Source organism: Paucibacter sp. XJ19-41, from assembly GCF_028462495.1.
Taxonomy (GTDB): domain Bacteria; phylum Pseudomonadota; class Gammaproteobacteria; order Burkholderiales; family Burkholderiaceae_C; genus Roseateles_E.
Window position 1 is genome coordinate 1 of the sequence record NZ_JAQOWX010000051.1, and the last position, 18,237, is coordinate 18,237.

The 18,237-nt window shown below is 70.2% G+C and carries 18 protein-coding genes and 1 pseudogene; 11 read left to right on the forward strand and 8 right to left on the reverse strand.

Annotated features, from left to right (window positions below; translation table 11 throughout):
* Positions 1 to 59 precede the first annotated feature (59 nt).
* Positions 60 to 1,187, reverse strand: coding sequence for a porin (locus PO768_RS14530; RefSeq protein ID WP_272646619.1), 1,128 nt, complete (start codon positions 1,185 to 1,187; stop codon positions 60 to 62).
* Positions 1,188 to 1,369: 182 nt separating this feature from the next.
* Here PO768_RS14530 and PO768_RS14535 point away from each other — a divergent pair, with 182 nt between their 5' ends.
* From PO768_RS14535 to PO768_RS14555, 5 genes are read left to right on the forward strand one after another with little or no spacing between them, the layout of a single operon-like run.
* Positions 1,370 to 3,526 (forward strand): xanthine dehydrogenase family protein molybdopterin-binding subunit, encoded by a 2,157-nt coding sequence (locus PO768_RS14535; protein ID WP_272646620.1) that lies wholly within the window; start codon positions 1,370 to 1,372, stop codon positions 3,524 to 3,526.
* Positions 3,523 to 4,482 (forward strand): dihydrodipicolinate synthase family protein, encoded by a 960-nt coding sequence (locus tag PO768_RS14540; RefSeq protein WP_272646621.1) that lies wholly within the window; start codon positions 3,523 to 3,525, stop codon positions 4,480 to 4,482. The genes PO768_RS14535 and PO768_RS14540 overlap by 4 nt, the downstream gene beginning before the upstream one ends.
* A 5-nt stretch (positions 4,483 to 4,487) precedes the next feature.
* Positions 4,488 to 4,970, forward strand: a complete 483-nt coding sequence (locus PO768_RS14545) for a (2Fe-2S)-binding protein (protein WP_272646622.1) — start codon at positions 4,488 to 4,490, stop codon at positions 4,968 to 4,970.
* Positions 4,963 to 5,772 carry an FAD binding domain-containing protein gene (locus tag PO768_RS14550; protein ID WP_272646623.1) on the forward strand — a complete coding sequence of 270 codons (810 nt, stop codon included), beginning with the start codon at positions 4,963 to 4,965 and terminating at the stop codon, positions 5,770 to 5,772. Before PO768_RS14545 ends, PO768_RS14550 begins: the two co-directional genes overlap by 8 nt.
* Positions 5,769 to 6,575 carry an aspartate dehydrogenase gene (locus PO768_RS14555; RefSeq protein WP_272646624.1) on the forward strand — a complete coding sequence of 269 codons (807 nt, stop codon included), beginning with the start codon at positions 5,769 to 5,771 and terminating at the stop codon, positions 6,573 to 6,575. Before PO768_RS14550 ends, PO768_RS14555 begins: the two co-directional genes overlap by 4 nt.
* Here PO768_RS14555 and PO768_RS14560 read toward each other — a convergent pair.
* A complete protein-coding gene (locus PO768_RS14560) occupies positions 6,544 to 7,527 on the reverse strand; it encodes a LysR family transcriptional regulator (RefSeq protein ID WP_272646625.1) in 984 nt (327 codons plus the stop codon). The genes PO768_RS14555 and PO768_RS14560 overlap by 32 nt on opposite strands.
* A gap of 33 nt (positions 7,528 to 7,560) precedes the next feature.
* Between PO768_RS14560 and PO768_RS14565 the strand changes: the two genes are divergently transcribed.
* From PO768_RS14565 to PO768_RS14580, 4 genes are read left to right on the forward strand one after another with little or no spacing between them, the layout of a single operon-like run.
* Positions 7,561 to 8,157 carry a 3-hydroxyanthranilate 3,4-dioxygenase gene (locus PO768_RS14565; RefSeq protein ID WP_272646626.1) on the forward strand — a complete coding sequence of 199 codons (597 nt, stop codon included), beginning with the start codon at positions 7,561 to 7,563 and terminating at the stop codon, positions 8,155 to 8,157.
* Between the two features lies 1 nt (position 8,158).
* On the forward strand, positions 8,159 to 8,677 hold the full coding sequence (locus tag PO768_RS14570) for a CoxG family protein (RefSeq protein WP_262971990.1): 519 nt from the start codon (positions 8,159 to 8,161) through the stop codon (positions 8,675 to 8,677).
* A 58-nt stretch (positions 8,678 to 8,735) separates the two neighbouring features.
* A complete protein-coding gene (locus tag PO768_RS14575; protein WP_442953232.1) occupies positions 8,736 to 9,521 on the forward strand; it encodes a substrate-binding periplasmic protein in 786 nt (261 codons plus the stop codon).
* A 43-nt stretch (positions 9,522 to 9,564) separates the two neighbouring features.
* Positions 9,565 to 11,517, forward strand: coding sequence for a sensor domain-containing diguanylate cyclase (locus tag PO768_RS14580; RefSeq protein ID WP_272646627.1), 1,953 nt, complete (start codon positions 9,565 to 9,567; stop codon positions 11,515 to 11,517).
* Here PO768_RS14580 and radA read toward each other — a convergent pair.
* Together radA and PO768_RS14590 are read right to left on the reverse strand one after the other, a co-directional pair.
* Positions 11,504 to 12,880 (reverse strand): DNA repair protein RadA, encoded by a 1,377-nt coding sequence (gene radA, locus PO768_RS14585; protein WP_272646628.1) that lies wholly within the window; start codon positions 12,878 to 12,880, stop codon positions 11,504 to 11,506. The genes PO768_RS14580 and radA overlap by 14 nt on opposite strands.
* Positions 12,881 to 12,894: 14 nt before the next feature.
* A complete protein-coding gene (locus PO768_RS14590; protein ID WP_272646629.1) occupies positions 12,895 to 13,659 on the reverse strand; it encodes a hypothetical protein in 765 nt (254 codons plus the stop codon).
* 148 nt (positions 13,660 to 13,807) lie between these two features.
* Between PO768_RS14590 and PO768_RS14595 the strand changes: the two genes are divergently transcribed.
* Together PO768_RS14595 and PO768_RS14600 are read left to right on the forward strand one after the other, a co-directional pair.
* Positions 13,808 to 14,440 (forward strand): LysE family transporter, encoded by a 633-nt coding sequence (locus PO768_RS14595; RefSeq protein WP_272646630.1) that lies wholly within the window; start codon positions 13,808 to 13,810, stop codon positions 14,438 to 14,440.
* Between the two features lie 65 nt (positions 14,441 to 14,505).
* Positions 14,506 to 15,390 (forward strand): DMT family transporter, encoded by an 885-nt coding sequence (locus tag PO768_RS14600; protein ID WP_272646631.1) that lies wholly within the window; start codon positions 14,506 to 14,508, stop codon positions 15,388 to 15,390.
* A 13-nt stretch (positions 15,391 to 15,403) separates the two neighbouring features.
* Here the strand turns inward: PO768_RS14600 and PO768_RS14605 are convergent, their stop codons facing one another.
* From PO768_RS14605 to alr, 4 genes and pseudogenes are all read right to left on the reverse strand, one after another.
* Complete coding sequence (locus PO768_RS14605; RefSeq protein ID WP_272646632.1) at positions 15,404 to 16,174, reverse strand: hypothetical protein; 771 nt, start codon at positions 16,172 to 16,174, stop codon at positions 15,404 to 15,406.
* A gap of 25 nt (positions 16,175 to 16,199) precedes the next feature.
* Positions 16,200 to 16,682, reverse strand: a pseudogene (gene arfB, locus PO768_RS14610) (alternative ribosome rescue aminoacyl-tRNA hydrolase ArfB); the annotation flags it as partial.
* Complete coding sequence (locus tag PO768_RS14615; protein WP_137945714.1) at positions 16,589 to 17,077, reverse strand: acyl-CoA thioesterase; 489 nt, start codon at positions 17,075 to 17,077, stop codon at positions 16,589 to 16,591. The gene PO768_RS14615 and the pseudogene arfB, both read right to left, overlap by 94 nt.
* Positions 17,078 to 17,082: 5 nt before the next feature.
* On the reverse strand, positions 17,083 to 18,192 hold the full coding sequence (gene alr / locus PO768_RS14620; RefSeq protein WP_272646633.1) for an alanine racemase: 1,110 nt from the start codon (positions 18,190 to 18,192) through the stop codon (positions 17,083 to 17,085).
* Positions 18,193 to 18,237 lie beyond the last annotated feature (45 nt).

The following is an 18,237-nucleotide window of genomic DNA, read 5'->3' on the forward strand; positions in this document are numbered from 1 at the left end:
ACGCGCGGCCGGCCGCGCAAGACCGCCGCCTGAGCTGCCACCAGGCATCGGCACCGCCCTCAGAAGCGGTGCGTGATGCCCAGGCCCAGGCCCTGCGGGTCCTGGCCGGCCTGCAGCCCGGCCAGGCTGTTGGCCGACAGGTTGTAGAGCGCGTCGGCGCCGTTGCTGATGCGGGTGTAGGCGGCCCACAGCTCGGTGCGCTTGGACAGGGTGTGGCCATAGCCCAGCGACACCTGGCTGGCACCCGAGTCGCTGCCCGGCCGCGCGATGCCGCCGATGGCCGTGCTGGCATTGCCGCTGGAGCGCCCGGCCCGCACATAGGAGGCGCGCAGGCTGCCGCTGGCGCTCAGCTGATGGGTCAGGGCCAGCTGCCAGGCATTGCGGCTGAGTTGCTGGCCCGGCGCCGGCTCGTAGCGCAGCCGCTCCCAGCTGCCGCGTAGCCGCGTCGGTCCGAATGAGTAGGCGATGCCAAAACGGTGCGCGCTGTCGGCGCTGCCGGGGCCGAAATACTCGCGGTGCAGCTCGTAGCCATAGGCGGCATAGAGGGGGCCCTGGCTGTAGCTGAGCAGGCCGGAGAACAGCTCGGGTGCGGTCTTGTCGGTCTTCTCCTCGCTGGGCGCCCAGGCCAGCCGGGCGCTGAAGCCCTGGATGCTGGGGCTCCAGTACTGGATCAGATTGGGCTGGCGGCGGTCGAAGGAGGCGGCCGCCGCGCCATTGGCCGCGGTCGCGAAGCCGTTGCCTATCAGGCGGTTGGAAGCAAAGATGCCGGCCGTGAAGGGGTCGACCGCATAGATCGAGACAAAGCGCAGCGGCGTTTCCCACTGGCCCAGCACCAGCTCGCCCAGGCTGCCCTTGAGTCCGATGCCGGTGTTGCGCCCGCCCCAGGGGCCTTCGCCGGTGTCGGCCCGCACATTGGTTTCGATCTGCGCCCAGACGCTGAGGCCGCCGCCCAGGTCCTCGCGGGCGCGAAAGCCCAGCACCGAGAGGTTGTTGGCCAGGCGCTTCAGGCTGCCGTTGCTGCCGCCGCTGACGATCTCGGCATCCACCTTCAGAAAGCCGTAGATGCTGACCGCGCTGCCCTCGGCCTGAGCCAAGGCGGCGCCGCTGGCGCCCAGCATGGCCACAGCCAACAGCGCGGCCAGCCGGCTGGTCTTGCGCGGCGCAGGGGTCGGAACAGTCTTCTTCATGACATCGGCCTCGTTGAGATGGGATGCTTCAATGATGTCATGTATACACAATATTTATTAGGTATCCAAAATATCCGAACTCCTTTGCGTTCCGGTGCTGCAATCGATCCAGAAACAAAACCACTGAATCAACAAATATTTTGCGTTTGTATTGCTGCTAGGCCCTGTGTCCAATTGCCCCCATGCCTACCGAACAAGCCGCCATCCCCGACGCCGCCGGCTTTCTGCGCGTCGAAGACCCGGCCCTGCTGAGCGGGCGCGGGCGCTTTGTCGGCGATATCCGCCTGCCCGGCCAGGCCCACGCGGTCTTTGTGCGCAGCCCCCATGCCCATGCGCGGCTGCTGGGCCTGGAGATGGCCGAGGCGCGGGCCCAGCCGGGCGTGCTGGCGGTGCTGGGCCCGGCCGATTTCGCCGGCCTGCGCCAGCCCCGCGTCAACCGCCTGCTGGCCGGCATGAATCTGCCCGAGGCCGAGCTGGTGCCGGCCGACCGGGTGCTGGCGGTCGGCGCACCGGTGGCCCTGGTGCTGGCCGACAGCCGGGCCCAGGCCCAGGCGGCGGCCGATCTGGTCTGGGCCGACTATCAAGACCTGGCCCCGGTTCTGGACCACCAGAGCGAAGGCGCCCCCGCCCTCTATCCCGGCCTGCCCGACAACGTCGCGCTGCGCAGCGAGTTCGCCGTGGGTCGCCTGCCCGAGAGCCCGCCAGCGGCCGAGGCGCAGATCGCCTTGCCTCGGGTCGCGCCGGCGCCGATGGAGCCGCGCGCCGCGCTCCTGAGCTGGGACGGCCGGGGCCTGCTGGCCTGGCTGTCGACCCAGACCCCCAGCCGCGCCCGCGAGGACCTGGCGCTGGCGCTGGGCCTGGCACTGGAACAGGTGAGGGTGGTGGCGCCCGATGTCGGCGGCGCTTTCGGTGGCAAGGCCTCGGTGTTTCCGGAAGACCTGATGCTGGCCTGGGCCGCGCGCCGGCTGGGCCGGCCGCTGCTGTGGCAGTCCACCCGTGGCGAGGACCTGCTGTCGGCCACCCATGGCCGCGCCGCGCGGCTGCAGGGCCGGCTGTGGCTGGACGCCGACGGCCACCTCGCCGCGCTGCAGGCCGATCTGTGCTTTGCGTTGGGCCACTGGCTGCCCTATAGCGCGGCCGCGCCGCTGCGCAACGCCTGCCGCATCCTGCCCGGGCCTTACCGCGTGCCGGTGCAGGCGGTGCGCGGCGAGGGCCGTTTGTCCAACGCTGCCGCGGTGGGCATCTACCGCGGCGCTGGTCGGCCCGAGGCGGCCATCTTGACGGAGCGCTTGATCGACGAGGCGGCCGCCGGCGCGGGCCTGGACCCGCTGGCGCTGCGCCTGCGCAACTGCTGGGCGCCGCAGCAGCTGCCCGCCGACTGGCCCAATGGCCAGCGCCTCGATGCCTGCGATCTGCCGGCCCTGCTGCGCCGCGCCGCCGAGATGTTCGGCTACGAAGAGCGCCGCGCCGAGCAGGCGCGCCGCCGCGCGGCCGGCGAGGTGGTGGGCCTGGGCATCGCCCTCTATGTCGAGCCCTGCGGCCAGGGCTTCGAGAGCGTGCGCCTGACGGCCCAGGCCGATGGCCGCTACCTGCTGTCCACCGGCGCCACGGCCCAAGGCCAGGGCCGCGAGACCAGCTATGCGCTGATCGCCGCCGAGGCGCTGGGCTGTGCGAGCGCCGACATCCGCGTGCTTCATGGCGATACCGCCGCCTGCCCGGTGGGCATAGGCGCACTGGCCAGCCGAAGCACGGCCATCGGCGGCAGCGCGGTGCTGAAGGCGGCGCAGCAACTGCGCGCTGAACTGGCCGCCGGTGCGGCGCTGCCGCATACCGTGGACCTGGTGCATGAGGTCGCGCACGAGGCCTGGGCGGCCGGCTGCGTGATGCTGGCGCTGGCCATTGATCGCGAGACCGGCCAGCCCCGCATCGAGGACCTGGTCTGGGTCGACGATGCCGGCCAGGTGGTCGTGCCGGCCCTGGTCCATGGGCAGCTGATCGGCGGCCTGGCCCAGGGCCTGGGCCAGGGCCTGATGGAGCGCCTGGTCTATGACGAGCAGGGCCAGCTGCTGACCGGCTCGCTGATGGACTACGCGCTGCCGCGCGCCGACGACATGCCGGCGCGCCTGCGGCTTGCCAGCCTGCCGACCCGCAGCGCCGCCAATGCGCTGGGCGCCAAGGGGGTCGGCGAGGCCGGTTGCATCGGTGCGCCGGCCGCACTGCTGAACGCCGCGCATGACGCGCTGCGGCCGCTGGGCGGCCACCCACAACTCGACTTTCCGCTGACGGCCGAGCGCCTGTGGCGGGCCATCCACCAAGACAACACGGAGAGCAAGTCATGAACTACAGCAAGCAAGACGCCAAGGCCTATGCCAAGGCGCATTTCACCGGCGTCTGGGCCGCCACCCTGACACCGTTCGATGCCAGCGGCGCCGTCGACGAAGAGGGCTTTCGCGCGAATCTGCGCCACTGGATGGGCGGGCTGAAGCTCGGCGGCCTGTTCGTCTGCGGCAAGCAGGGCGAGTTCTTCGCTATGTCGCTGGCAGAGCGCAAGCGCAGCTTCGAGATCGCCGCCGAGGAGGCCGCAGCCCTGGGTTCGCGCACCGTGATGTCCTGCTCCGACACCAATCTGGACACGGTGCTGGCGCTGGGCCGCCATGCCCAGGCGGTGGGCGCCGACTGGATCGTCGTGCACAGCCCGGTGCTGCATTTCGGCGCCGATACCGACGAGACCATCTACGAGTACTACCGCCATATCAGCGAGCAGCTGGACATCGGCATCGCGATGTGGAACCACCCGGACTGCGGTTACCTGATGAGCCCGGCGCTCTGTGCTCGCATCGCGCAGCTGCCCAATATCGTCGCGATCAAGTACAGCGTGCCGCGCGAGATGTATATCGAGCTGAGCCGCCTGGTCGGCGATCAGATCCAGGTCAGCACCGCCTCGGAGGAGGAGTGGCTGGACAATATCGAAGAGCTGGGCTGGCGCCTGTACCTGTGCTCGACCCCGCCACTGCTGCTGCAGACCGGCGCCGACCAGCGCATCAACGACTACACCTGCCTGGCCTTCGAGGGCAAGTTCAAGGAGGCCAGGGTGGTGCGCGACAGCCTGGAGTCGGCGCGCCAGGCCTTCAAGGCCTGCAAGCCCAAGGGCAAGCCGCAGGCGCACAGCAAGTACTGGCTGGAGCTGCTGGGCCGCGTCGGCGGACCGGTGCGCCGGCCGCTCTTGCCGCTGACCGAGGCCGAGAAGGCCACGATCCGCGAGCAGTTCGCCCTCAGCGGCCTGAAGCTGGATTGAGCGCGATGCCGCGCCTCACGCTCACCGTCAATGGCCAGGCGCAGGACCTGGACCTGCCGGCCAGCACCTTGCTGCTGGACCTGCTGCGCGATCAGCTGGGCCTGAGCGGCAGCCACCGCGGCTGCGACACCGCCCAGTGCGGGGCCTGCACCGTGCTGCTGGACGGTCGCGCGGTCAAGGCCTGCAATCTGCTGGCGCTGCAGGCCCACGGCGCTGCGGTGCGGACCGTCGAGGGCCTGGCGCCTGCGGGTGGCTGGCATCCCTTGCAACAGGCTTTCTCCAAGCACCATGGCCTGCAATGCGGCTTCTGCACGCCGGGCATGCTGATGCGGGCCTGCGCGATGGCGCGGGAGGATGTGCCGGCCGAGCCCGGCCCGGTCAGTGTGGCGCTGGCCGGCAATCTGTGCCGCTGCACCGGCTACGAGGGCATCGTCTCTGCGGTCTGCGAGGGCCTGACGGTGATGCGCGGGGAGGCGGACCATGCATGACTTCGAGTACTGCCGCCCCGGCTCGGTGGCCGAGGTGCTGGCCTTGCTGCGCGACGGCGTCGATGCCAAGCTGCTGGCAGGCGGGCAAAGCCTCTTGGCGGCGATGAAGCTGGGCCTGATGGCGCCGGCGCGGCTGATCGACCTGGGCGGCATCGCGGCGCTGCGCGAGAGCCGCGAGCAGGGCGGCCGCTTGCTGCTCGGCGCGATGCAGACCCATCGCGAGCTGGCCGCGTCGCCAGCGCTGCGCGCCTGGGTGCCGGGTCTTGCGACGATGGCCGGCCATATCGCCGATGCCCAGGTGCGGGCGATGGGCACGGTGGGCGGCTCGGTGGCCAATGCCGATCCGGCCGCCTGCTGGCCGGCCGGGCTGCTCGCACTGGACGCGAGCTTTGCGACCGAGCGGCGCGAGCTCGCAGCCGATGATTTCTTCACCGGCTTCTTCGGCACCGCGCTGGCGCCGGACGAGCTGCTGTGCGGCCTGCGCCTGCGCCGGCCGCGGCGTTTTGCCTATCTGAAGATCGAGCAGCCGGCCTCGCGCTTTGCGCTGGTGGGCGTGGCCGTGGCCCAGCTGGACGATGGCGCGGTGCGCGTCGCCGTCAGCGGCACGACCCAGGGCGTGCAGCGCCTGCCGGCCTTCGAGGCCGCGCTGGCGCGCCGCTTCGAGCCGGCCGCGCTGCAAGGCCTGCGCGTCGATCAAGACCTGATGGCCGGCGATCTGCATGCCGGCTCCGACTATCGCGCCCATCTGGCGGCCGTGCTGGCCCGCCGTGTGGTGCATCAAGCCCTGGAGATGGCAAGGTGAACAACAAAGCAATGAGAGTGGCCCTGATCGGCCACGGGGCGATCGGCCGCGTGATCGCCGCCGAGCTGCTGGCGCTGGGGCCTGCCGCCGGTGTCGAGCTGGTGGGCGTGCTGTGCCGCCATGCGGAGGAGGGCGCGGGCCTGGCCGTGCCGGTGCTGACCGAGATCGAAGCGCTGCTGGCCCTGGGCCCGCAGCTGGTGGTCGAGGCCGCCGGTCACGAGGCGGTGCGCAGCCATGGCGAGGCCTGCCTGGAGGCCGGGGCCGATCTCTTGATCATCTCGGTCGGGGCGCTGTCCGATGCAGCCCTGCTGGAAGCGCTGCAGCGCAAGGCCGGCGCCGAGGGGCGCCAGGTCCTGCTGCCCTCGGGCGCGCTGGCCGGGCTGGACTGGTTGCAGGCGGCGCGGCTGGCCGGTCTGGACAGCGTCTGCTACCGCTCGCGCAAGCCGCCGCAGGCCTGGCGCGACACGCCGGCCGAGGCCTTGCTGGACCTGGCCACCGTGCGCGAGCCGACCGTGTTTTTCCGCGGCACGGCCCGCGAGGCGGCGCGCCAGTATCCGAAGAATGCCAATGTGGCCGCGACCCTGGCGCTGTGCACGCTGGGCCTGGATCAGACCCGGGTCGAGCTGATCGCCGACCCGCAGGCCAGCGGCAATGTGCATGAGATCGAAGCGCAAAGCCGGGTCGGCCGTATCAGCCTGCAGGTGCAGAACCTGCCGTCGCCCGACAATCCCAAGACCTCGCTGGTGACGCCTTACTCGGCGCTGCGCACCATCATGGCGCGGTGCGCCGACGTGAGCGTTTGACCGCGACAGGAGCCTGCAGATGCGTCCTCAGATGCTCGACCATGGCGCGCGCCGCCGGCGACAGCGAACGCTGTTTCAGCTGGGCCAGACTCAGCTGGCGCAGCACCCGGGGCTCGGTCAGCGGCACGCCGACCAGGCCCTGCGGCGCAGCCGCCCCGGCCTTCAGCGCATAGGCCGGCAGGATGGCCACACCCAGGCCGGCGGCGGCCATCGCCATCGCGGTGCTGATATGGGCCACTTCCTGGGCCGGGCGCGGGCAGCCACCCAGCGGCGCAAAGCTCTGCTCGACCAGGGCGCGCAGCCCGCTGCCGGGCTTGATCAAGAGCAGCGGCTGGTCCAGCAGATCGGCCCAGCGCAACTGCTGGGCGTCGGCCAGCGCATGGCTGGCGGCGCAGACCAGCACCATGGGATCGGCCAGCAGCGGTTCGAACTGCAGATCGGGCTCGGCAGCGTCGTCGAAGGTGGCCAAGGCCAGGTCCAGCTCGCCCAGGCGCAGCTGGCCGACCAACTGGTCGGCGCTGGCGTCCAGCAGGCTCAGCGCGATGCCGGGATGGGCGGCCTGAAAGCTCTGCATCAACTCGGGCATCATGCTGGCGGCCAGCAACGGCGTCGTGCCCAGACGCACCCGGCCACGGCGCGCCTCGGCCACCGCGCGCAGGTCGTGGGCGGCATGGTCCAGATCGGCCAGCACCCGCTCGACCGTCGGCACCAGCTCATGACCGGCCTCGGTCAGCTCCAGCCGGCGCGTCGTGCGGTCCAGCAGGCGCAGGCCCAGCTCGGCCTCCAGCGCGCGTATCAAGGCCGACAGCGCCGATTGGCTCAGGAACAGCTGCTGGGCCGCGCGGGTGAAACTGCCCTCGCGCGCGACGGCGGCAAAGCCGCGTAGCTGCTTCAGCGACACATTGGCGGGCCGCAGCTTGTGGGTGGCCGTGCTGGGAAGGTCGTTCGACATGGGCGGCCGGATCATAGATGGAGACTTTTCTAAATGCTTAAATTTGGACCCCCGCTGAATCTGCAGCGCTGGATCGCCGCGCACGCGGCCGAGCTGAAGCCCCCGGTGGGCAATCAGCAGATCTGGCAGGACGCCGACTTCATCTGCACCGTGGTCGGCGGCCCGAACCAGCGCACCGACTTCCACGACGACCCGCAGGAGGAGTTCTTCTACCAGCTCAAGGGCACGGCCCATCTGCTGTTGTGGGAGCGCGGCCAGTATCAGCGCGTCGATCTCCGCGAGGGCGATATCTTTTTGCTGCCGCCCCATGTGCGCCACTCGCCGCAGCGGCCCGAGTCCGGCAGTGTCTGCCTGGTGATCGAGCGCCAGCGCGCGCAGGGCGTGATCGACGCTTTCGAGTGGACCTGCGCCCATTGCGGTGGCCTCGTGCTGCGCCGCGAGCTGCAGTTGCAAAGCATCGTCAAGGACCTACCCAAGGTCTACCAGGCCTTCTACGACACCCCGGCCGAGCAGCGCCGCTGCCCGGGCTGCGGCGAGATCCACCCCGGCCGCGCCTGGCGCGACTGGCATGCGGTGCTGGCCGCCAAGCATGGCCACGCCGCCGTCCCTCTGTCCACGGACCTGCCCTGAGATGTTGATCAAGAACGAGAAACTGCTGCGCTGCGGCCAGGCTACGGCCTGGGCGGCGCTGAACGACGATGCGGTGCTGCAGGCCAGCATCCCCGGCTGCGAGAGCCTGCGGCGAAGCGCGCCCGAGCAGCTGGAGGCCGTGGTCGCCGCCGCGCTGGGCCCGGTGCGGGCGCGCTTCACCGGCAAGCTGAGCCTGGCCGATATCGAGGCGCCGCACGGCTACCGCCTCAGCTTCGAGGGCCAGGCCGGCCCGGCCGGCTTCAGCAAGGGCACGGCCAGCGTGCGGCTGACGCCGCAAGGCCCGGACCAGACCCTGCTCAGTTACGAGGCCCAGGTGCAGATCGGCGGCAAGCTGGCCCAGATCGGCTCGCGCGTGATCGAGGCCGCCGCGCAGAAGATCATTGGCGAGTTCTTCGGTCGCTTCGAGGCCCAGCTGGCGGCGCCGGTCGCAGCCCCAGTGCCCGTCAACGACGGCCTGTGGGCCCGGCTGCGGCGCTGGCTGCGCGGCCGGCTGTTCTAGGCTCGTAACCCGGCTTGCCGTATTCTTGGCCCGGTCTGGGCTGTGACGGGAGGCCGGTGTGAGGAATCGGGAACGAGGCTGGCTGCTGCTGCTCGTGCTGGCCGGCTGCCTGGGCCTGGCGCAGGCCAGGCCCGACTGTTCGCGCCCGCTGAGTCTGGCCCTGCATGACCATGGCCTGCTCTACTCGGCCGAGACCGGTGAGGGCATCGACAAAGACATCGCCGACGAGCTGGCGCGGCGCAGCGGCTGCCGCTTCCATGTCTCGCTGCTGCCGCGCGCCCGCATCTGGCAGCTGATCGAATCGGGCGCGCTGGACTTCAGCCTGTCGGGCATCAGCAACGCCGAGCGCGAGAAGTTCGCCGCCTTCGCCTGGTATTTCTCCAACAAGTACTACCTGCTGCTGCGCCGCGATGCCCAGGTCGCGCGGCTGGAAGACTTCGAGCGCAACCCCCGGCTGAAGCTGGGCGTGATCCGCAGCTTCCGCTACAGCGCCAGCGCGAATCGCTTGGTCGATGTGGTCGATGCCCGGCAAGGCCTGACCCTGTCCTCGGGCCTGACGCCGCTATTCAAGGCCCTGCAGGCCAACCAGATCCAGGCCATGATCGTCGAGCCCTTCGACTACCCGACGCTGGAGTCGGAACGCTTGCGCGAGCTGAGCCAGATCATCGAGTTCGGCGATCCGCCGGTGCCGCACGGGCTGATCATGTCGCGTGCCAGCCTGTCCGAGGCCGAGCAGGGCCGCTGGCGGACCCTGGTTGACGAGATGCGGCGTGATGGCACGGTGCTGCGCATATTTGAGAAATATTTCAAACCCGAGCTGGCAAGGGCTATGGTTCAGTTCTGAAATCAAGAGGTCCTCCATCTTGGGCACCACCGGTCCACATGCCATGGGTTCGCGCTGGCGCGGCTTGCCGTGGCTGGTGCTGGCCGCCGGCCTGGGCCTGAGCCTGCTGGTCTGGCAGCAGCAATGCCGCCACGAGGAGCGGCAGCTGCGCGCCGCCTTCGATGCCAGCCTGCGCGATGTCGGTCAGCGCGTCGAGCAGCGCATGGCGGCCCATGAGCATCTGCTGCAGGGGCTGCGCGGTTTTGTCGAGGCCTATCCGCAGACCGATGCGGCGGCGCTGCGCCGCTATGTCGATGCCTTGCCGCTGGGGGCCGATTACGCTGGGCTGCAGGGCCTGGGCCTGGCCTTGCTGGTCGACGCCGCCGAGCTGCCTGAGCTGCTGCGCCGGCAGCGCCTGGCCGGCAACGAGTCCTTCCGGATTTGGCCCGAGGGCCAGCGTCCGCGCCACGCCCCGGTGGTGCAGATCGAGCCCGGCGTGGCGCGCAACCAGCTGATGCTGGGTCGCGATCTGCTGGCCGAGCCGCTGCTGGCCGAGGTGCTGGAGGCGGCGCGCGACTCGGGCCGGCTGGCGCTGTCGACCAAGCTGGCCCTGCCGGGCCCGCAGACCGGCAACCCGGCCGGCTTTCTGATGGCCTTGCCGATCTATCGCGGCAATGAGCCGCCGACCTCGGTGACGCAGCGGCGCGAACGGCTGCGCGGCTGGGTGGTGGCGCCGGTGCTGGTGCAGGAGCTGATGGCCAGCCTCTACGGGGAGCTGCCGCCCGGTCTGCTGCTGACGCTGTACGACGGCCAGGAGCTGGCTGCGGACCGGCTGCTGTACCGCTCGGTGCTGGCGGCCGAGGACGAGCCCGTCCGGCCGCTGCTGCAGGCGCAGGAGTTTCTGGTGGTGGGCGGCCACACCTGGACGGTGAGCCTGCAGGCCCAGCCGCGTTTTGCCAGCCTGCGCGGCGCGCTCGGCACCGAGGCCGTCTTGCTGGCCGGCGCCGGCCTGTCTGGGTTGCTGTCGCTGCTGGCCTGGTTGCTGGCCACCTCGCGGGGCCGGGCACTGGCGCTGGCCGAACGCATGACCCGGGCGCTGCGCGAGAGCGAGCAGCGCTGGGCCTTCGCGCTGGAGGGGGCCGGCGACGGCGTCTGGGATCTGCACACCGCCGATGGCAGCATTAGCAGCTCGGCGCGCTGGAAGACCATCATGGGGCTGCGGCCCGGCCAGGGCGAGCCGAATCTGTCGCAGCTGCTGGCCTGCACCCACCCGGAGGATCTGCCGCGCCTGCAGTCCGAGCTGCAGCGCTGCCTGGACGGGCAGTGCCCCAGCCTGGTCAGCGAGTACCGGGTGGCCAGTGGCAGCGGCGGCTGGAACTGGGTGCTGGCACGCGCCACCGTGGTCGAGCGCGGCGAGCAGGGCCGGCCGCTGCGCATCATCGGCACGCTGTCCGACATCAATGCGCGCCGCCAGTCCGAGGAGCGGCTGCGCTTCATGGCCTTGCACGACCCGCTGACCGAGCTGGCCAATCGCGCCCATTTCGACGAGCGCATGCATTTCGCGCTGGCCAATTCGCGCCGCTACAACGAGAACCTGGGCCTGATCCTGCTGGACCTGGACCGCTTCAAGCCCATCAATGACCAGTTCGGCCATGCGGTGGGCGACCAGCTGTTGCAGACCGTGGCGCGCCGCATCAAGAGCTCGGTGCGCGAGACCGACACGGTGGGCCGGATCGGCGGCGACGAGTTCGTCGTGCTGCTGACCGGCCCGGTGACGCGCGAGACCGCCCAGCTGGTGGCCGACAAGATCTTCAACCAGGTGGCGCTGCCTATGGAGCTGAACGGCCTGCATATCGAGATCACCTGCTCGCTGGGCCTGGCGCTCTATCCCGAGGACGGCCAGGACGAGCTGAGCCTGACCAAGGCGGCCGATGACTCGATGTACCGCAACAAGCGCGCCGGCCGGCGTCTGATGGGCGGCGAGGCCCGGGCGCCGGGCGAGTTCAAAGCCCCCTGACCAGATCCATCGCGTCCTCGATGCGCTCGACCGCATGCACGGTCAGGCCCTCGAGATCCTTCTTCGGCGATCCCTTTGGCATATTGGCCTTGGGCACGACGGCGACGCTGAAGCCCAGCTTGGCCGCCTCCTTGAGCCGCTCCTGGCCACGCGGCGCCGGCCGCACCTCGCCGGCCAGCCCGACCTCGCCAAAGGCGATGAAGCCCTTGGGTAGCGGCCTGCCGCGCAGCGAGCTCTGGATCGCCAGCAGCACCGCCAGATCGGCCGCCGGCTCGCTGATGCGCACGCCGCCGACCGCGTTGACGAACACATCCTGGTCCATGGTCGCGACGCCGGCATGGCGGTGCAAGACGGCCAGCAGCATCGCCAGCCGGTCTCGGTCCAGGCCCACGCTCAGGCGGCGCGGGCTCGGCCCGCCGCTGTCGACCAGGGCCTGCAGCTCGACCAGCATGGGCCGCGTACCCTCCAGCGTCACCAGCACGCAGCTGCCCGGCACCGGCTCGCCATGGGTGGACAAAAAGATCGCGCTAGGGTTGGCCACGCCTTTGAGCCCCTTGTCCGTCATCGCGAACACGCCGATCTCGTTGACCGCGCCGAAGCGGTTCTTGATCGCGCGCACCAGGCGGAAGCTGCTGTGGGTGTCGCCCTCGAAATACAGCACCGTGTCGACGATGTGCTCCAGCACCCGCGGCCCGGCCAGCGCGCCCTCCTTGGTGACATGGCCCACCAGCACCATCGCGCAGCCCGTGGCCTTGGCCGTGCGGGTCAGATGGGCCGCGCATTCGCGCACCTGGGCCACCGAGCCGGGCGCCGAGCTGAGGTGCTCGGAGTAGACGGTCTGGATCGAATCGATCACGCAGAACGCCGGCTGCTCGACCTCGATGGTCGCCAGTATCTTCTCCAGGCTGATCTCGGCCAGCACCCGCACCTTGGCGCCGGCCAGGCCCAGCCGGCGCGAGCGCATCGCGAGCTGGGCGCCCGATTCCTCACCGGTGCCATACAGCACCGGCAGCCGGGTCGACAGATCGTCGATGGCCTGCAGCAGCAGGGTCGACTTGCCGATGCCCGGGTCGCCGCCGATCAGCACCACGCCGCCGGCCACGATGCCGCCACCCAGCACCCGGTCCAGCTCTTCCTGCCCGGTGGGGGTGCGCTCGAAGTCGCTGGCCTCGATCTCGCTGAGCGTGGCCACCGGCTGGCTCTTGGCCAGGGCCTGGAAGCGGTTCTTGCCGCCGCTGCCGCCGACCTCGGCCGGGCCTTCGATCAAGGTATTCCAGGCCCCGCAAGCCGGGCATTTGCCCAGCCATTTGGCGCTGGTGCCGCCGCAGTCGGAGCAGGTGAAGATGGTTTTGTCTTTGGCCATGGGGGCGGATTGTCCTAGCTCTGACGCCACAGGCTCAGCGCATGCGGCAGCGACTGCGCTTCGGGCAGCCAGTGGTCGATCGCCGCGCCGAGCGCAACACCGAGCACCAGCATGGCCAGCGCCGCGCGCCAGGTGTGGCCCAGCGCCCGCAGCAGCCAGCCCTCGCGCTGGCGTCGCCAGGCGAAGCCGCCGGCCAGCGCGGCCAGCGCCACCTCGACCGCCACCGCCATCAGCACCTCGACGCCGAACAGCGCAAACACCCCGGCGCCCAGCAGCCCGGCCAGCAGGCCGGCGATGGCCAGCACCGCGACCAGTGGCAGAACCACCACCGCGCCCTCGTCGAGGGCCCCCAGTGCCTCGCCACCGACCTTCAGTGCGCCCTCGGCGAAGTCGCCGCTGGCACCGTCGCCGCCGAAGTCGCCGCCACCACCGCTGCTGAACTCTGGCCCGGAGGAGCCGCCCCGGCGCGGCAAGGGCAGTTCGCCCGCGAGCTCGGCCGCATCGGGCGAGCCTTCTTCGCGGCTCAGCAGATAGGTCGCCCAGACCCGCAACAGACCAAGGTAGACCAAGTAGGTGAAGGGCAGGACCAGCGCAAAGCGCCAGGCCAGCGATTCAACACCCGCGGTGCGCAGCAGCGCGCCGCCCAGCCACAGGCAGCCCAGGGTGCAGGCCGCGATCAGCAGCACATGCAGGCGCAGCCAGCGCTGGTGCCGCAAGCGCTGCCGGGTCTGCTCGATGAGCCTGCGCTCACTTCGGTGCTGAGAAGCCTGGTTGTGCATTGATCCTCCCGCTATTGTCCGTACCGTTCCCGGCACCGTCTGCCGCACGACTGTAAAGCCCGTGACGGCGCGAGCAGGCCCGCCCGTGCTACAAAGCCTGCCTGCGGCGGGCGATGAGCCCGCCGTCTTGCGTTCAGGAGCAGTGGTGATGGACTTGTCGGTGTGGCTGGCTTTTTTTGCGGCGTCCTGGGCGATCAGCCTGTCGCCCGGTGCGGGTGCGATTGCGGCGATGAGCGCCGGGCTGAACCATGGCTTCAAGCGCGGCTACTTCATGACCTTCGGCCTGGTGCTGGGCATCCTGACTCAGATCGTCGTCGTCGGTGCCGGCCTGGGCGCCCTGATCGCGGCCTCGTCGATGGGCTTTGCCATCGTCAAATGGCTGGGCGTGGCCTATCTGGTGTTTCTGGGCGTGCAGCAATGGCGCGCGCCGGCCAAGCCCATGGTAGCGGCCGATGCCGAGGGCGCCGCGCTGACGACGCGCGGCCGCCTGGTGCTGCGTGGCTGGGCCATCAACGCGGTCAACCCCAAGGGCACGGTCTTTTTGCTGGCCGTCGTGCCGCAGTTCCTGGATCTGGGCCGCAGCCTGGCTCCGCAATACCTGGTGATCGCGGCGACGCTGTGCTTCACCGATCTGGTCGTGATGGCCGGCTACACGGTGCTGGCCGCCAAGGTGCTGGCGGCGCTGCGCTCCGAGGCCCATCTGAAGCTGCTCAACAAGACCTTCGGCTCGCTCTTCATCGCCGCCGGTGCCTTGTTGGCAACCTTCAAGCGCGTGGCTTGAACCCCTTCCCCTATCTTTGAAGGCGGGCCGCCGGTGCCTTGGCAATAGGGCGGCCCGATTTTTTGATGCCCACCCTCGCGCAGCAACGCTGGTTGTTCTGGATTCCCACGCTGATCTGGGCCAGCACCTGGCATGTGATCCTCTACCAGCTGGACTCGCCGGTGCCGGTGCTGAACTCGGTGGCCTGGCGCTTTGCGCTGGCGGCCCTGCTGCTGGTGGGCCTGGCGCGCTGGCGCGGCGAGAGCCTGGGCCTGCCGGCCTCGGCCCATCTCTTGATGGCGGCCACCGGCATCGTGCAGTACAGCGGCAATTACTGGTCGGTCTACGAGGCCGAGCGCCATATCCCCAGCGGCCTGGTCGCGGTGCTGTTCTCGCTGATGGTGTTCGGCAATGCGCTGTCGGGCCGGCTGTTCTTCGGCCAGACGGTGACGCGGCGCTTTCTGCTCGCGTCCAGCGGCGGGGTGCTGGGCGTGGTGCTGATCTTCTGGCCCGAGATCGCCGCCACCGGCGCGCGGCCGACGGCCGCGCTCGGTCTAGGCCTGGGCCTGCTGGCGGTGCTGTGCGCCTGCATAGGCAATGTGCTGACCCTCACTCTGACCCGGCGCAGCCTGCCCCTGGTGCCCATCCTGGCCTGGAGCATGGGCTATGGCGCGCTCTTCCTGCTGGCGCTGTCGCTGGGCAGCGGGGCCGGCCTGCAGTTCGACACCCGGCCGAGCTATCTGCTGTCCCTGCTCTATCTGGCGGTGTTCGGCTCGGTGCTCGCCTTCGTGCTGTATTTCAAGCTGGCCCAGGCGCAAGGGCCGGCGCGGGCGGCGCTGACCGGGGTTGTGATCCCGGTGATCGCGCTGCTGATCTCGGCGGTCTTCGAGGGCTGGCAGCCGACGGCGATGTCGCTGGCCGGCATGGGGCTGAGCCTGGTCAGCCTCTATATCGCGACGCGGGCGCGCTGAGCCGCCTCGTGCTTCAGCGCCGCCAGCCGATTTCGCGGGCGCTGCGCTCGCCGACCAGGGTCTCGCCCAGGCCCGCCGGGATGCGCGACTCGGTCTCGCTGAGCGGGATGCGGCCGGCCATCAACTCGGCCTTCAGCTGGGGCAGCGGCGGGAAGCGCTCCGGTTCGGCATAGCCCTCGGGCGGCCGCGGCTGCAGGCTGGCGCCGTCGTACTTGTCGCTGGCGCCGAAGGTGTGCAGCAGCTCATGGGCGATCACGACCTGGTTGCTGCCCTGCTGGGCCGGGCTGGCAAACAGATGCGCCAGGCCCAGCCGGCCTTTTTGCAGGCCGACCGAATGCGGCAGGCGCTGGGTCTCGCGGCTCGGCGCATGGAACATCAGATAGAGCCGCACATCGGGAACCGGCGAGGTGGCTGGGGTCTCGCGCCAGGCCCACCAGCGCATGCGCAGGCTCCAGCTGATCGCCGCCAGCGGCCCGGCCTGGCTTGGCGGCGCCGGCGGCTGCTTGACCATGCGCCGGCCCAGCTCGAAACGAAAGGGCTGAGCCAGCGCCAGACCGTGGCGGGCCGCCTCGGCAGCGAAGAAGTCCTGCAAGGCGTCGAAGGCCGCGCCATCGAGCCGCTGCAGATAAGCCTCGGTGGCCGGCAGGCCGTCGGCGCTGATCGGGTAGAGCGCGACCACCTGGGGCCGGTCCCAGGCATGCATGCGCCAGCGGGCCAGCGCGGCGCTGAGCACGACGGCCAGCAGGATGAAGAGCAGGAGCAGCAGGCGCCGGCGCGTGACCATGAGAGTTTTTCGATTCGATGCCGGGCTTGCCGCGCCCGGCCTTGATGCCCGAACGCAGCGACTTGCCCTGCAGCCGGCGCTGCTGCGAGCCATAGGTCGGCTTGGTGGCGCGGCGCGCCTTCGGGGTGTGGGCCACGCTCTGCACCAGCGCGACCAGCCGCTCGATCGCGTCGGCACGGTTCATCTCCTGGCTGCGGTGCTCCTGGGCCTTGATCACGACCACGCCCTCGCCGGTGATGCGCTGGTCGCTTAAGTGCAGCAGCCGTTCCTTGATCAGCGCCGGCAGGCTGGAGCGCTGGATGTCAAAGCGCAGATGGACGGCGCTGGAGACTTTGTTGACGTTCTGGCCGCCGGCCCCCTGGGCACGGATGAAGCTGAGCTCCAGTTCCCAGGGCTGAGGCTGCCAGTCGAGTTTCAACAAGCCCCCGGCTGGCGGATCTGCTGGAAGCGTTGTTCCAGCTCCTGGCGCAGCTCGCGGCGCAGCTGGGCCGAGGCGAAGCGGCGGCATTCGTCCGGCGTCACCGGCTTCAGCGGCGGCACCTTGGCCGGCTTGCCGGCGTCGTCGACCGCCACCATCGTGAAGAAGCAGCTGTTGGCATGGCGCACGATCTGGCTGCGGATGTTCTCGGCCACCACCTTGATGCCTATCTCCATCGAGGAACTGCCGGTGAAGTTGACCGAGGCCAGAAAGGTCACCAGCTCGCCGACATGGATGGGCTGGCGGAACATCACCTGGTCGACCGAGAGCGTCACGACATAGCGGCCGGCATAGCGGCTGGCGCAGGCATAGGCGGCCTGGTCCAGGAGCTTCAGGATGGTGCCGCCATGCACATTGCCGGAGAAATTGGCCATGTCCGGCGTCATCAGGACCGTCATGCTGAGTTGGTGCGCCGGCATGTCCATGGTGTTCACTCCAGATGTTGAATCGTCACAGGCACTCTTCGTGCCAGCGCGCACATCAGCTCGTAGCCGATGGTGCCGCCGCCCTTGGCCACCTCGTCGATCGCCAGCACCGCGCCCTTGGGGCCGCAGCCCCACAGCGTCACCTCGCTGCCGAAACCGGCCTGCGGCAGCTCGCTCAGGTCGACCGCCAGCATGTCCATCGAGACCCGGCCCACCGTGCTCGTGCGCTGGCCCTCGACCAGGATGGGCGTGCCGCTGGGGCAGTGGCGCGGATAGCCGTCGGCGTAGCCGCAGGCGACGATGCCGATGCGCATCGCCCGCGCGGCGGTGAAGCTGCTGCCGTAGCCGACCGTGTCGCCGGGCTGCAGGTTCTGGATGGCGATGATCTTGGAGCGCAGCGTCATCGCCGGGCGCAGGTCCCAGTGGGCGGCGTCGTGCTCGGGATAGTCCGGCACGCCGCCATAGCTCATCACGCCGGCGCGCACCCAGTCGCTGCGCACCCGGCTGGTATGGCGCAAGGTGGCGGCGCTGTTGCTGACCGAGCGCTCGCCGGGCAGGTCGGCCGCGACGGCGTCGAAGGCCGCCAGCTGATGGGCGATGCCGTCGCCGCCCAGGCGGTTCGCATCGGCGTCGGAGAAATGCGTCATCAGCGAGATCTCGTCGACCTGGGGCAGGGCGTTGAGCCGGTTCCAGGCGGCGCGCAAGGCGCTGGCCGTGAAGCCCAGGCGGTTCATGCCGCTGTTCATCTTCAGAAAGACGCGGTGCGGCTCATGGGTCTTGTGCATCGCCAGCCAGTCGATCTGCTGCTCGCAGTGCACCGCATGCCAGAGCTTGAGCCGCGAGCACAGCTCCAGATCGCGGGTCTCGAAGCAGCCTTCCAGCAGCAGGATGGGACCGCGCCAGCCCAGCTCGCGCAGGGTTTGCGCCTCGGCAAGATCCAGCAGCGCGAAGCCGTCGGCGCCGCGCAGGCCTTCGTAGGCCGCGGCCAGGCCATGGCCATAGGCATTAGCCTTGACGACGGCCCAGACCTTGGCGTCCGGCGCGCAGGCGCGGGCGCGGGCGAGGTTGTGGGCCAGGGCGGGGACGTGGATCAGGGCTTCGATGGGACGCGGCATGGGCCGAATTGTGGCATCGCCCCGGTGGGCCGATGGCGCGGGCCG